Genomic DNA, 13,409 nt, shown 5'->3' on the forward strand with positions numbered 1-13,409 from the left:
TAAGCTTCACCATTACTGTGTGGCAGTATGCCACATGCAGGGATCCATTCAGGAGGGGTAATGATAGGTCGTCTCAGAGGAATTATTCTGGAAAAGCAGCCACCGCTGGTGTTATTGGAAGCCAACGGCGTCGGGTATGAAGTACATATGCCCATGACCTGTTTTTATGAGCTGCCGGAGCTGGGGCAAGAGGCTATCGTTTTTACCCAATTTGTGGTGCGTGAAGATGCACAACTGCTGTATGGGTTTAATGACAAACAAGAACGCGCACTGTTCCGGGAGTTGATAAAAGTGAACGGTGTGGGGCCGAAGCTGGCATTGGCGATCCTCTCTGGCATGTCTGCGCAGCAGTTTGTCAGTGCGGTAGAACGTGAAGAGATCACCACGTTAATCAAGCTGCCTGGCGTGGGTAAGAAAACCGCCGAGCGCCTGGTGGTAGAGATGAAGGATCGCTTCAAAGGGCTGAATGGCGATCTGTTCAATAACAGCAGCGAGATTACCTTGCCTGCCAGTGCGGCTAAAGCCGCCGAAATAGACGTAGAGGCAGAAGCCGCCTCGGCGCTGGTGGCATTGGGCTATAAACCGCAGGAAGCCAGCCGCATGATCGGCAAGGTCGCCAAGCCGGGTGCAGACAGTGAAACCTTAATCCGTGATGCGTTACGTGCCGCACTTTAGGCAGCAAGGGGTAGAAAATGATTGAAGCTGACCGCCTGATTTCTGCCGAGCCGTTCAATGAAGAAGAGGTTCTGGATCGCGCGATCCGCCCTAAGCTGCTGACGGAGTATGTAGGCCAGCCGCACGTGCGTGAGCAAATGGAAATCTTTATTCAGGCAGCAAAGCAGCGCGGTGATGCACTGGATCATCTGTTGATTTTTGGCCCGCCAGGCTTGGGTAAAACCACCTTGGCCAACATTGTGGCCAACGAGATGGGGGTTAATCTGCGCACTACCTCCGGCCCGGTGTTGGAGAAGGCTGGGGATCTGGCGGCGATGCTGACCAACCTGGAACCTCACGACGTTCTGTTTATCGATGAAATCCATCGGCTTTCCCCGGTTGTGGAAGAGATCCTGTATCCGGCGATGGAAGATTACCAACTGGATATCATGATTGGCGAAGGCCCGGCGGCGCGTTCGATTAAGCTCGATCTGCCCCCGTTCACCCTGGTTGGCGCCACCACCCGTGCCGGTTCGTTAACCTCACCATTACGCGATCGTTTCGGTATTGTGCAGCGTCTGGAGTTTTATCAGGTAGCCGATCTTGAACACATCGTCTCGCGCAGTGCCAACTGCCTGGGGCTGGATCTTTCTACCGATGGCGCGCATGAAGTTGCGCGCCGTGCGCGTGGTACGCCACGTATTGCCAACCGCCTGTTGCGCCGCGTTCGTGATTTTGCCGAGGTGCGAGCCAATGGCGTGATTAATGGCGAAGTGGCGACGCAGGCATTGGATATGTTGAATGTTGATGCCGAGGGTTTCGACTATATGGATCGCAAACTGCTGCTGGCGATTATCGATAAATTTACCGGTGGCCCGGTGGGGTTGGATAACCTGGCGGCGGCGATCGGTGAAGAGCGCGAAACCATTGAAGATGTCATCGAACCCTTCCTGATCCAGCAAGGTTTTATTCAGCGTACACCGCGTGGCCGGATGGCAACCAATCATGCCTATAAACACTTTGGCATTGAGCGGGAAGAGAAGTAGGGGCAAAGATTCAAATCAGGGGTTCTGCAGGCAGAACCCCTTGATGAGCAGGCTAAGCCTGTTGTTTTTTGGACAGGCTCAGGACAAACAGCACGGCTGCACTGAGCACTACCGAAGGCCCGGCGGGTGTATCGTAAAACGCCGAGAAAGTCAGCCCACCTGTTACCGCAATAATCCCTATCAACACCGCATAACCTGCCATTTGCTCAGGAGTACGGGCAAAGCGGCGTGCAGTTGCCGCTGGAATAATCAACAGCGAAGTGATAATCAGCGCGCCGACAAACTTCATTGCCAAGCCGATGGTTAATGCCGTTACCAGCATCAAAATGGTGCGGGCGCGTGGCAGATTTACTCCATCGACATGGGCCATTTCCGGGCTGATGGTCATGGATAACAGATCGCGCCATTGCCACCACAGCACCAGTAACACCGTCACTACGCCAATGCCAATCATCCAGATATCGCTAATCGTCACCGACAGCAAATCCCCAAACAGATAAGCCATCAGATCAACGCGCACATTAGACATTAACGCAACAACGACCAGACCCAGGGAAAGAGCACTGTGCGCCATGATCCCCAGCAGGGTATCGATAGACAGCTGCGGGCGGCGCTCCAGCCAAACCAGCAGCAAGGCCAGTAGCAGAGTAACGGCAATTACCGCATAAAATGGATTAACGTCCAGCAATAAGCCGAAAGCTACGCCGAGCAGAGAAGCATGAGCCAAGGTATCGCCGAAATAAGACATCCTGCGCCAGACCACAAAAGAGCCCAGTGGGCCAGCCGCGGCGGCCAATAACACGCCAGCCAGCCAGCCGGGCAATAACAGTTCAATCATGCCTCACGGCCCCCGGTTTTTTCAACACAATTCTGCCTTGCAGGTCGTGACGGTGATTATGGTTATGGCGGTAAATCGCCAGTTGCTCCGCACCGCGGTTACCGAACATGGCGATAAACTCAGGGTGCATCGACACCACTTCTGGCGTGCCAGAGCAGCAGATATGTTGGTTCAGGCAGAGGACTTCGTCGGTTTTTGCCATCACCAGATGCAGATCGTGGGAAACCATCAGCACGGCACAGCCGAGTTCTTTGCGCAGTTGATCAATCAAATCGTACAGCGCCAGCTGGCCGTTGACGTCCACCCCTTGCGTAGGTTCGTCCAGCACCAAAAGTTGTGGCTTATTCAACAGCGCCCGTGCCAGCAACACCCGTTGGTTTTCACCGCCAGAGAGTTTCTGCATGGGTTGATCCAGCAAGTGTGCGGCATGGACACGTTTTAACGCGGGCAGAATATCGGCCTTTTTCACCCCCGGTTTCAGGCGCATAAAGCGGTTGACGGTCAGCGGCAGAGTAGCATCAAGGTGCAACTTCTGCGGTACATAACCGATGCGCAGCCCCGGCTGGCATTCGATGGTGCCCTCCGTGGGGGCGATCAGGCCCAGCACCACCCGAACCAGCGTTGATTTACCTGCGCCATTCGGCCCGAGTAACGTCAGGATACGCCCCGGTTGCAGGTTGAGAGAGATATTTGCCAGGACCCTTCGGGATCCAAATGAGACAGAAATATTTTTTAGCGTTGCCAGAGTAGACATGTTTGTAATTACGTTTTGCAGAACTAACCGAATGTTATAATATCACGCTTCTTTGCTGAAAACGATGGGATTACAGATGATGGTACAGAAAAATAAATGGCTGCAACGCGCCGTGTTAGCCAGCGTATTGATGGCGGCTGGAAGCGCTTCAGCGGCGGTGGTGACGTCTATTCGCCCTTTGGGTTTTATCGCCTCGGCCATCGCCGATGGGGTCACTGAAACCGAAGTTTTATTGCCGGACGGGGCATCACCCCATGATTTTGCGCTACGCCCATCAGATATCCAGCGCTTGCGCGGTGCCGATCTGGTGTTGTGGATAGGGCCGGATATGGAAGCTTTTCTGACCAAATCCCTGACGCAGGTGCCTGCCAACAAACAGCTGGCTATCGCTGAACTGGCCGATGTCAAACCTCTGCTGATAAAGGGTGAAGACGACGATCACGACCATGATCATGCAACAGATGCGCATAGCCATGCAGCACACGAAGAAGAACATGACCATCATCATGGTGAATATAATATGCACCTTTGGCTGTCTCCAGAAGTCGCAAAAGTGACCGCGATCGCGATTCACGACAGATTATTGGAACTTATGCCGCAAAATAAGGACAAATTAGACGCAAACCTGCGCCAGTTCGAGGATCAGCTAGCGCAAACTGACAAAAATATTGTTAAGATGCTTACGCCTGTGCAAGGTAAGGGATATTTTGTTTTTCATGACGCTTACGGCTACTTTGAAAAACACTTCGGTTTGAGCCCACTGGGCCATTTCACCGTTAATCCCGAAATTCAACCTGGAGCACAGCGTTTACACCAAATTCGAACACAGTTGGTTGAGCAGAAAGCTGTCTGCGTTTTTGCTGAGCCACAATTCAGACCGGCCGTAATCAATGCCGTTGCCAAGGGTACCCAAGTGCGTTCTGGAACGCTGGACCCGCTGGGCAGCGGTATCGCACTGGGGAAAGACAGCTACGGGAACTTCCTGACAGCGCTGTCGACCCAGTACGTGAGCTGCCTGAAGTAAAGATTATGAGGATAAAACCGAGTGCAGAAGATAGTCCGAACTATCACTCTGGCGTATAACAACCTGCCTAGACCCCACCGCGTAATGCTGGGGTCGTTGACAGTCGTTACGTTGGCCGTCGCTGTCTGGCGGCCTTCTGTTTATCACCCAGAACAACCTCCAATCGTTAAAAGCGTCGATCTGGAATCTAATCAGCTAAGAACCTTGTTACCTGAGGCTAGCGAACCTATTGATGCCGACCAACCGACCCCCGATGATGACATCCCTCAAGATGAGCTGGACCAGAAGGTTGCCGGTGAGGAAGGTGTGCATGAATATGTAGTTTCCACTGGTGATACACTCGGCAGTATTCTGACCCAGTACGGCATCGAAATGTCTGATGTTTCCCTGCTGGCTTCACAAAACCGTGATTTGCGTAACTTGAAGATCGGCCAGCAGCTCTCCTGGACGGTGAACGATGCAGGCGACCTGCAACGTCTGACCTGGGAGGTTTCCCGCCGTGAAACCCGCACTTACGATCGTGTGGGTAACAACTTTAAAGAGTCGAAAGAAACGCAGAAAGGTGAATGGCGCAACAGCGTGCTGAGTGGCCAGTTGAATGGCAGCTTTGTCAGCAGCGCTTCTGCGGCTGGCCTGACGCGTGCTGAAATCAATGCGGTGATCAAAGCGCTGCAGTGGCAACTCGATTTCCGCAAACTGCGCAAAGGCGATCAATTTGCGGTGTTGATGTCACGCGAAGAATTTGACGGCAAGAGCGAACAAAGCCAACTGTTGGGCGTGCGTATGCGCAGCAGTGGCAAAGATTACTACGCCATTCGTGCCGAAGACGGTAAGTTCTACGATCGTCAAGGCTCAGGATTGGCACGTGGCTTTATGCGTTTCCCTACCATGAAGCAGTTCCGTATCTCCTCCAATTTCAACCCCCGTCGTGTCAACCCGGTGACTGGTCGCGTTGCACCGCATAAAGGTGTCGACTTCGCCATGCCGGTAGGAACGCCAGTACTGGCAGTGGGGGATGGTGAGGTCGTGATCGCCAAGCGTAGCGGCGCGGCAGGGAACTATGTGGCGATCCGCCACGGCCGCCAATACACTACCCGCTATATGCACCTGAAAAAACTGTTGGTCAAGCCAGGGCAGAAAGTGAAACGTGGTGACCGCATTGCGCTTTCCGGCAACACTGGCCGCTCTACCGGGCCACATTTGCACTATGAAATGTGGACCAACCAGCAGGCGGTAAACCCACTGACAGCGAAATTGCCACGTTCAGAAGGGTTGAGCGGTAAAGATCGCAGCGATTATCTGGCTCAGGTAAAAGAAGTGGTACCGCAACTGCAGCTGGACTAATCATTTCAATATCATTTATGAATTCCCCATCGGCCTGATTAAGGCCGATGCTTTTTTATTAGCACCTGTCAGGGACACTCCCTTTATCTTGTAAGTTATCGGGCGAGCGATTCTGATCTCCGCCTGACGGCAACTTGAAATCCGTAGGGTAGAGTGTGGTATCTTTCGGGCAGATGCGTTGATTCAAGAGTCGGTTCATGCAAAAAGAGAAAAAATCGAACGTAGAGTTTATCCCACAATTCCAGAAAGCCTTCTATCACCCGCGTTACTGGGGTGTTTGGCTAGGCACCGGGCTTATGGCCGGTATTTCTCTGGTCCCGGCGCGTATGCGCGATCCGCTGTTAGGCGCGATCGGCAAACTGGCGGGCAAGGTTGCTAAAGGGGCTCGCCGCCGCGCTCGTATCAATCTGCTCTACTGCTTACCAGAATTACCTGAGAATGAACGCGAACATATCATCGACGAGATGTTTGCCACCGCGCCACAATCCATGATCCTGATGGCAGAACTGGCCTGCACTAAACCGGAAAAAGTACTCAAACGTGTGCGCTGGCATGGCGAAGAAGTGCTGGATAAAATCCGCGAAGAAGGCCGAAATGTCATTTTCCTGGTGCCGCACGGTTGGGCGGTGGATGTGCCAGCGATGTTGATGGCCGCGCGTGGCCAACCCATGGCCGCCATGTTCCATAATCAGAGTAACCCGCTGGTCGATTATCTGTGGAATACCGTACGCCGCAAATTTGGTGGCCGCATGCATGCGCGTAACGACGGCATTAAACCTTTTATCAGTTCTGTGCGCCAAGGCTATTGGGGTTACTACCTGCCGGATCAGGATCACGGTGCCGAGCACAGTGAGTTCGTAGATTTCTTTGCGACTTACAAGGCCACATTACCGGCGGTTGGCCGCCTGATGAAAGTCTGTAAAGCGGCAATTGTGCCACTTTTCCCGGTGTACGACGGTAAAACCAGCATGCTGGATATCTATATCCGTGAGCCTATGGATGATTTGGCCGACGCTGACGATCTGCGTATTGCACGCCGTATGAATGAAGAAGTGGAAAACCTGGTTGGCCCGAATCCGGAGCAATATACCTGGATCCTGAAATTGCTGAAAACGCGCAAAGAGGGTGAGATTGAACCTTATTCGCGTGACGACTTATATCGTTAAATCAGATGAAGGTTTTGCTGTAAGCCGAGCGGGTAACCGTTCGGCTTTTGTTTTAATAATGCACCATACAGCCTTGCTGGATCAGCCGTTCGATCACTGGCGAAGCCTGGCTAAAGTTATTCCAACGTAAGTCCAGCCGCCGCAGGTTCTTCATCTGCATCATACTTTGCGGCAGTTCACTTAGCTGGTTGGCACGCAGATCTAATGAGACCAACGAAGTTAACTCGCCAAAATTCTCCGGTAATTTAGTCAGGCGGTTGAAACGCAGATTCAGCGTGGTCAATTTTGGCAACTGGCAGCATTGATCAGGCAACAGCGCAACGGCGTTCTTTTCCAAATCCAACACCTGGAGTTGTGCCAGTTGGGCAATTTCTACTGGCAGGGTTTCGATACGGTTATTCATCAGGTGCAATTCACGTAACTGGCCAAGTTTGCCAATTTCGGCTGGTAATCCCGCAATCGCATTATTGTAGAGGCGAAGTTCTTGTAACGCCCCCAGAGAACAAATTACCGCGGGGAGGCATGTTAACTGGTTATCCGTCATATTCAGATAACGCAATGCCTGTAGATTGCTTAGCGAATCAGGCACCTGGCTAAAACCGTTATCACTTAAATACAGATACTTTAAACCACGTAATGCACCTATTTCTGCCGGGATTGACGTTGTTCGGTTATGGCCAAAGTCAAACATCTCTAATTGCGTTAACTGGCCGATTTCGGCTGGCAACTGAGCAATCTGGTTGCAGGAGATATTCAGTACCTGCAAATGGTTATGTTGGAAGATTTGTGTGGGGAAGGTGGTTAGCCGGTTATTGTACAAACTGATTTTTTGCAGCCAGGTACCGTTAAGGCATTGCCCGTCCAGGTTTTCGAGTTGTTGGTTATCAAGATCCAACGATCCTTGAACCTGTTGCCGATGATGCTGGTGCAGCATGAAAGTACCCCGAAACAAAGCGGAAAAGTAGGCTGATGGTACGCAAATAGGGAACACAGAGGAATAGCACACTCAATAAATGTGCTCCCAGGCGGGTAGGTTCTAACCGCTTGCTTGATATTGGCAGGGGAAGATTAAACACCTTTAAATGGTGTTTGATTAATCAACAGGTTTGTCAGAGCAGAACTTTCGTGCCAGATCGGCATATATCACAAATGGGGTGTATTAGGTGAGGGGATCATAACTATGCGTGGCCGTATTTGATCGGGCTGAATGAGCCAGTCAGGTTGCACTGACTGGCTTTAACGCTAAGCGCGGTAATTATTCTACGCGCAGGATACGACTGGTATTGGTGGTGCCAACGGTACTCATAACATCACCTTGGGTGACCAGCACCAGATCGCCAGACACCAGATAGCCTTTATCACGCAGACGGCTGATTGCGTCATTGGCGGCGGCTACGCCATCACTGTGGCTACCGAAGTACACTGGCGTCACGCCACGGTAGAGTGCAGTCAGGTTCAGCGTGTGTTCATGACGCGACATGGCGAAGATTGGCAGACCGGAGCTGATACGTGACATCATCAGTGCGGTGCGGCCTGACTCGGTCATGGCGATGATGGCGGTTACCCCTTTCAGGTGATTGGCCGCATACATGGTCGACATGGCGATGGCTTCTTCGATATTGTCGAACTGCACGTCCATGCGGTGTTTGGAAACGTTGATGCTGGGGATTTTCTCTGCGCCCAGGCAAACACGAGCCATAGCGGCCACGGTTTCGGCAGGATACTGGCCAGCAGCCGTTTCAGCAGACAGCATTACTGCATCAGTGCCATCCAACACGGCGTTAGCCACGTCCATCACTTCGGCGCGGGTTGGCATCGGGTTGGTGATCATCGATTCCATCATCTGAGTTGCGGTGATCACGGCGCGGTTCAGTGTGCGTGCGCGGCGGATCAGTTTCTTCTGGATACCTACCAGTTCCGGATCGCCAATTTCCACACCCAGATCGCCACGAGCAACCATGACGACGTCGGAAGCCAGGATGATGTCATCCATGGCTTCGTCACTGCATACGGCTTCGGCACGTTCTACTTTTGACACGATTTTGGCATTGCAGCCAGCATCACGCGCCAGGCGGCGAGCATAGTGAAGGTCTTCACCGGTGCGTGGGAAGGAAACGGCCAGATAGTCGACGCCAATTTTGGCAGCGGTAATGATATCGGCTTTATCTTTCTCGGTCAGGGCTTCTGCGGACAAGCCGCCGCCCAATTTATTGATGCCTTTATTGTTCGACAGCGGGCCGCCCACGGTGACTTCTGTGAACACTTTCATGCCTTGTACTTCAAGCACTTTCAGCTGAACACGGCCATCATCCAACAGCAGTACATCGCCTGGCACCACGTCGCTTGGCAGGCCTTTATAGTCGATACCGACTTTTTCTTTATCGCCTTCGCCCTTGGACATGTTGGCGTCAAGCAGGAATTTATCGCCGATATTAAGGAAAATTTTGCCTTCCTTAAAAGTGGATACGCGAATTTTTGGCCCTTGAAGGTCGCCCAGGATGGCGACATGGCGGCCTAATTTGGCTGCAATCTCACGTACTTTGTCAGCACGAGCCTGATGGTCTTCTGCGTTGCCATGGGAAAAGTTAAGCCGAACTACGTTAGCGCCGGCGGCAATGATCTTTTCCAGATTATTGTCGCGGTCAGTAGCCGGACCCAGTGTGGTAACGATTTTGGTTCTTCTGAGCCGTCTGGACATGTATTACTCCGTTGACTGGTGAAGCAAATATAGGTGTTGCTAAACGTTAGGATAACGAAACTGGATGACAAGGGCCACTTTAGTGGCCAAATGCTACATCCAGGCTATCCGTATGAGTGTAAATCACGGTACAACCTCAAAATTCCGCTGCTCCAACCGTGAGCTGAGCCGCGGCTTTCAAATGGGTTACGTGTCAAAGTTGCTGGAAATGACAACGCCTTTATCAAAGCGCGATTCTTTCAAGGCTTCCTTGACCCGCTTCAAGTTATCTCTGAATTTTGCCCCTCTGCGCAAGGTAAATCCCGTGGCCAGTACGTCGATGAGTGTTAACTGAGCTATTCTCGATACCATCGGCATATAGACATCGGTATCTTCAGGCACGTCCAGCAGCAGAGCGAGGGTAGCTTCTTTTGCCAGTGGGGTATCTTGCGAAGTGATGGCAATAACCGTCGCGTCATTCTCACGCGCCAGGTGCGCCATCTCTACCAGATTCTTGGTGCGCCCGGTATGGGAGATCAACACCACGACATCCCCTTCCGTTGAGTTCATGCAACTCATACGCTGCATGACAATATCGTCAAAATAGACCACCGGAATATTGAAGCGGAAAAATTTGTTCATGGCATCGTGGGCGACAGCGGCAGAAGCCCCCAAGCCAAAGAAAGAGATTTTTTCGCCTGGGTAAGCAAGTCAACCGCACGATTAATGGCGGTAATGTCGAGATTTGCCTTTACAGTATCCAGGCTGGCCATTACCGACTCAAAGATTTTGCTGGTGTAGGCATCAACGCTGTCGTCTTCCTCCACGTTACGGTTTACATAAGGCGTACCGTTGGCCAGGCTCTGTGCCAGATGCAGTTTGAAGTCGGGGAATCCTTTAGTATCAAGCCGGCGACAAAACCGGTTGACGGTAGGCTCACTGACATCGGCCATTTTTGCAAGCCGGGCGATGCTGGAGTGAATGGCAGTTTGCGGAGAGGCCAGGATCACCTCGGCGACTTTCCTTTCAGACTTGCTCAGGAGTTCCAGATGGCTCTGGATTTTTTCCAGCGTATTCATAGACGAGAGTCACTCATGGTTTATACCCAGCGTCTTTCAAGCGGCAACTTGAGATTCATAGGGTATGTCGATTTCAATCAAAGGAGAAATCAATGCCGGTTTAATGAAAATATACTACGTGCTGGAAACCGTTGGCAGTCTCGACAAGGTATAAGATGGCTTTTTTCACCAGAACATGACCTGTGTCTAACTTTCATTATGGTAATAGAGCGTCAAAAAAGACAGAAAATTACACTTTTCCCCGTTGCCGGCAGTCTTGGCGCTGTGTTGGGGTTAACGCGGTAGTTTATAGGGCTTTTTTTCTGCTTTTGATCTGGGTTTACTGGCTATAGTCAAAGAGAGTACATTAGTAATGTAAGAAAATTACAAATATCCTGCAACGAGGAGATGAACATGGCGGTAACTTCTACAGCCCAGGCGTGTGACCTGGTTATTTTCGGCGCGAAAGGCGATTTGGCGCGCCGTAAACTGCTGCCTTCCCTGTATCAGTTAGAGAAAGCCGGTCACATCCACCCGGATACCCGAATTATCGGCGTAGGCCGTGCCGAGTGGGATAAAGAAGCCTATACCAAGGTAGTCAAGGAAGCACTTGGCACCTTCATGAAAGAAAAACTGGACGATGAGTTGTGGGCGACGTTGAGTGCCCGCCTGGATTTTTGCAATCTTGATGTCAACGACAGCAAGCACTTTGTCAATCTGGGCAAGATGCTGGACCAAAAACATCGTACCACCATCAACTATTTTGCCATGCCGCCAAGCACTTTTGGCGCCATCTGCAAAGGCCTGGGTGAAGCCAAGCTGAATAAAGAACCCGCGCGTGTGGTAATGGAAAAGCCACTCGGCACCGATCTGGCTTCTTCGCGTGTGATTAACGACCAGGTGGCAGAGTATTTTAACGAATGTCAGGTTTACCGCATCGACCATTACCTGGGTAAAGAGACGGTACTGAACCTGCTGGCTTTGCGTTTTGCCAACTCGCTGTTTGCTTCCAATTGGGACAATCGCACCATCGATCATGTGCAGATCACCGTGGCGGAAGAAGTGGGTATTGAAGGGCGCTGGGGGTATTTCGATCAGGCCGGGCAGATGCGCGATATGATCCAGAACCACCTGTTGCAGATCCTGACCATGATCGCCATGTCACCCCCGGCAGATTTGACGACTGACCGTATCCGCGACGAGAAGGTGAAAGTGCTGCGTTCGCTGCGCCGTATCGACCAGACCAATGTCCGGGAGACGACGGTTCGTGGTCAGTACACCGCAGGCTTCGTGCAAGGTAAGAAGGTGCCGGGTTATCTGGAAGAGGAAGGGGCAAACAAGAGCAGCAGCACCGAGACTTTTGTTTCCATCCGCGTGGATATCGACAACTGGCAATGGGCCGGGGTGCCGTTCTACCTGCGTACCGGTAAACGTCTGCCAACCAAATGTTCAGAAGTGGTGGTGTACTTCAAAAACCCACCGCTGAACCTGTTCCGTGATTCTTACCAGCAGTTGCCGCAGAACAAACTGACCATTCGCCTACAGCCGGACGAAGGCATCGAAATCCAGGTACTGAATAAAGTGCCTGGGTTGGATCACAAACATCGTTTGCAAACCACCAAGCTGGATCTTAGCTTCTCCGAAACCTTTAATGAGGAGCACGTTGCGGATGCCTATGAGCGTCTGTTGCTGGAGACCATGCGGGGTATCCAGGCGTTGTTCGTCCGCCGGGATGAAGTTGAAGAAGCCTGGAAATGGGTCGATTCCATCATGGACGCGTGGAAAGCGGATAACGAAGCGCCGAAGCCGTACCAGTCTGGCACCTGGGGCCCGGTCGCTTCCGTTGCCATGATCACCCGTGACGGGCGCTCCTGGAATGAGTTCGAATAAATAGATATTTATCACCAGAGTTAATGTGATGTCCCCCTCCCTTGTGGAAGAGGGGCGGGGTAAGAGGGCTTGGGCCCGATTCTCCCAATAAGGGCCTGGACCGACTGGCATCAGCCTGTCAGCGGGCTTTAACGGTACGATCGGAACCCGCAGCGATGCGGAGCCCTGTGGCAGGGGCGTGCCATACACCAACCGAAAGTAGTGGAGATAATGACGATGAAAAACTGGAAAACCAGTGCAGAACAGATCCTGACGGCAGGCCCAGTGGTTCCGGTGATTGTGATCAATAAACTGGAACACGCAGTGCCGCTGGCTAAAGCACTGGTTGCAGGTGGTGTGCGGGTGTTGGAAGTCACGCTGCGTACCCCTTGCGCGATGGACGCAATTCGTGCAATCGCCAAAGAAGTGCCGGATGCCATTATTGGTGCGGGCACGGTGACTAATGCGCAGCAACTGCATGAAGTCACCGAGGCCGGGGCGCAGTTCGCCATCAGCCCGGGCCTGACTGCCGATCTGCTGAAAGCCGCCACTGCAGGTAATATCCCGTTGATCCCAGGTATCAGCACCGTTTCTGAGCTGATGCTGGGTATGGATTACGGCCTGCGCGAATTTAAATTCTTCCCTGCGGAAGCCAACGGCGGCGTCAAGGCACTGCAAGCCATTGCCGGGCCTTTCTCTCAGGTGCGTTTCTGCCCAACCGGCGGTATTACGCCGAATAACTACCGTGACTATCTGGCGTTGAAAAGCGTGCTGTGCATTGGTGGTTCGTGGTTAGTGCCTGCCGATGCGCTGGAAAGCGGCGATTATGCCCGTATCACCGAATTGGCGCGTAAAGCCGTCGAGGGCGCGACCGCTTAATTCCGATCCTATTCAGCCGATGCCAATCCCCAGGGGTTGGCATTTTTTTATCTGCAAATCCTGCAACACCCCATTTTGCGGTGGTTGCCAACCCTACCCC

The 13,409-nt window shown here is 52.3% G+C and carries 11 protein-coding genes and 1 pseudogene; 7 read left to right on the top strand and 5 right to left on the bottom strand.

The annotated features are described in order from the left end of the window. Positions 1–60: 60 nt before the first annotated feature. Entirely contained in the window at positions 61–675 is a 615-nt protein-coding gene (gene ruvA, locus ACQ86O_RS17620; RefSeq protein ID WP_431222178.1) for a Holliday junction branch migration protein RuvA, read from the top strand. Positions 676–692: 17 nt separating this feature from the next. After that, entirely contained in the window at positions 693–1,700 is a 1,008-nt protein-coding gene (ruvB, locus tag ACQ86O_RS17625; RefSeq protein WP_431222179.1) for a Holliday junction branch migration DNA helicase RuvB, read from the top strand. A gap of 52 nt (positions 1,701–1,752) precedes the next feature. On the opposite strand, the gene znuB is transcribed toward ruvB, so the two are convergent. Both znuB and znuC read right to left on the bottom strand, forming a co-directional pair. Then, complete coding sequence (gene znuB, locus ACQ86O_RS17630; RefSeq protein ID WP_431222180.1) at positions 1,753–2,538, bottom strand: zinc ABC transporter permease subunit ZnuB; 786 nt, start codon at positions 2,536–2,538, stop codon at positions 1,753–1,755. Beyond that, the gene (znuC, locus tag ACQ86O_RS17635; RefSeq protein ID WP_431222181.1) at positions 2,531–3,292 is read right to left on the bottom strand and encodes a zinc ABC transporter ATP-binding protein ZnuC; all 762 of its coding nucleotides are present in this window, start codon (positions 3,290–3,292) and stop codon (positions 2,531–2,533) included. The genes znuB and znuC overlap by 8 nt, the downstream gene beginning before the upstream one ends. A 79-nt stretch (positions 3,293–3,371) precedes the next feature. Between znuC and znuA the strand changes: the two genes are divergently transcribed. The 3 genes from znuA to lpxM all read left to right on the top strand — a co-directional run bounded on the left by znuA (position 3,372) and on the right by lpxM (position 6,826). Beyond that, positions 3,372–4,316: a zinc ABC transporter substrate-binding protein ZnuA gene (gene znuA, locus ACQ86O_RS17640; protein WP_431225763.1), complete on the top strand. Its 945-nt coding sequence runs from the start codon at positions 3,372–3,374 to the stop codon at positions 4,314–4,316. A 21-nt stretch (positions 4,317–4,337) separates the two neighbouring features. After that, positions 4,338–5,660 (top strand): murein DD-endopeptidase MepM, encoded by a 1,323-nt coding sequence (gene mepM, locus ACQ86O_RS17645; protein WP_431222182.1) that lies wholly within the window; start codon positions 4,338–4,340, stop codon positions 5,658–5,660. A 197-nt stretch (positions 5,661–5,857) separates the two neighbouring features. Then, entirely contained in the window at positions 5,858–6,826 is a 969-nt protein-coding gene (gene lpxM, locus ACQ86O_RS17650) for a lauroyl-Kdo(2)-lipid IV(A) myristoyltransferase (RefSeq protein ID WP_431222183.1), read from the top strand. A gap of 52 nt (positions 6,827–6,878) precedes the next feature. Here lpxM and ACQ86O_RS17655 read toward each other — a convergent pair whose 3' ends face one another. The 3 genes and pseudogenes from ACQ86O_RS17655 to ACQ86O_RS17665 all read right to left on the bottom strand — a co-directional run bounded on the left by ACQ86O_RS17655 (position 6,879) and on the right by ACQ86O_RS17665 (position 10,582). Next, positions 6,879–7,760, bottom strand: coding sequence for a leucine-rich repeat domain-containing protein (locus ACQ86O_RS17655; protein WP_431222184.1), 882 nt, complete (start codon positions 7,758–7,760; stop codon positions 6,879–6,881). A gap of 321 nt (positions 7,761–8,081) precedes the next feature. Further along, positions 8,082–9,524 carry a pyruvate kinase gene (pyk, locus tag ACQ86O_RS17660; protein WP_431222185.1) on the bottom strand — a complete coding sequence of 481 codons (1,443 nt, stop codon included), beginning with the start codon at positions 9,522–9,524 and terminating at the stop codon, positions 8,082–8,084. A gap of 186 nt (positions 9,525–9,710) precedes the next feature. Further along, positions 9,711–10,582: pseudogene (locus ACQ86O_RS17665) on the bottom strand (MurR/RpiR family transcriptional regulator). Positions 10,583–10,975: 393 nt separating this feature from the next. On the opposite strand from ACQ86O_RS17665, the gene zwf reads away from it, so the two are divergent. Both zwf and ACQ86O_RS17675 read left to right on the top strand, forming a co-directional pair. After that, a complete protein-coding gene (gene zwf / locus ACQ86O_RS17670) occupies positions 10,976–12,451 on the top strand; it encodes a glucose-6-phosphate dehydrogenase (protein WP_431222186.1) in 1,476 nt (491 codons plus the stop codon). Positions 12,452–12,667: 216 nt separating this feature from the next. Further along, positions 12,668–13,309 (top strand): bifunctional 4-hydroxy-2-oxoglutarate aldolase/2-dehydro-3-deoxy-phosphogluconate aldolase, encoded by a 642-nt coding sequence (locus ACQ86O_RS17675; protein WP_431222187.1) that lies wholly within the window; start codon positions 12,668–12,670, stop codon positions 13,307–13,309. The last annotated feature ends 100 nt before the right edge of the window (positions 13,310–13,409 follow it).

The sequence above is a fragment of the Serratia sp. L9 genome (assembly GCF_050632285.1).
Taxonomy (GTDB): Bacteria; Pseudomonadota; Gammaproteobacteria; order Enterobacterales; family Enterobacteriaceae; genus Chania.

Bases quoted from the DNA above. Each gene is read 5' to 3' on its own strand.
- ruvA (WP_431222178.1), top strand. From the start codon at position 61: ATGATAGGTCGTCTCAGAGGAATTATTCTGGAAAAGCAGCCACCGCTG.
- ruvB (WP_431222179.1), top strand. From the start codon at position 693: ATGATTGAAGCTGACCGCCTGATTTCTGCCGAGCCGTTCAATGAAGAA.
- znuB (WP_431222180.1), bottom strand. From the start codon at position 2,538: ATGATTGAACTGTTATTGCCCGGCTGGCTGGCTGGCGTGTTATTGGCC.
- znuC (WP_431222181.1), bottom strand. From the start codon at position 3,292: ATGTCTACTCTGGCAACGCTAAAAAATATTTCTGTCTCATTTGGATCC.
- znuA (WP_431225763.1), top strand. From the start codon at position 3,372: ATGGTACAGAAAAATAAATGGCTGCAACGCGCCGTGTTAGCCAGCGTA.
- lpxM (WP_431222183.1), top strand. From the start codon at position 5,858: ATGCAAAAAGAGAAAAAATCGAACGTAGAGTTTATCCCACAATTCCAG.
- ACQ86O_RS17655 (WP_431222184.1), bottom strand. From the start codon at position 7,760: ATGCTGCACCAGCATCATCGGCAACAGGTTCAAGGATCGTTGGATCTT.
- pyk (WP_431222185.1), bottom strand. From the start codon at position 9,524: ATGTCCAGACGGCTCAGAAGAACCAAAATCGTTACCACACTGGGTCCG.
- zwf (WP_431222186.1), top strand. From the start codon at position 10,976: ATGGCGGTAACTTCTACAGCCCAGGCGTGTGACCTGGTTATTTTCGGC.
- ACQ86O_RS17675 (WP_431222187.1), top strand. From the start codon at position 12,668: ATGAAAAACTGGAAAACCAGTGCAGAACAGATCCTGACGGCAGGCCCA.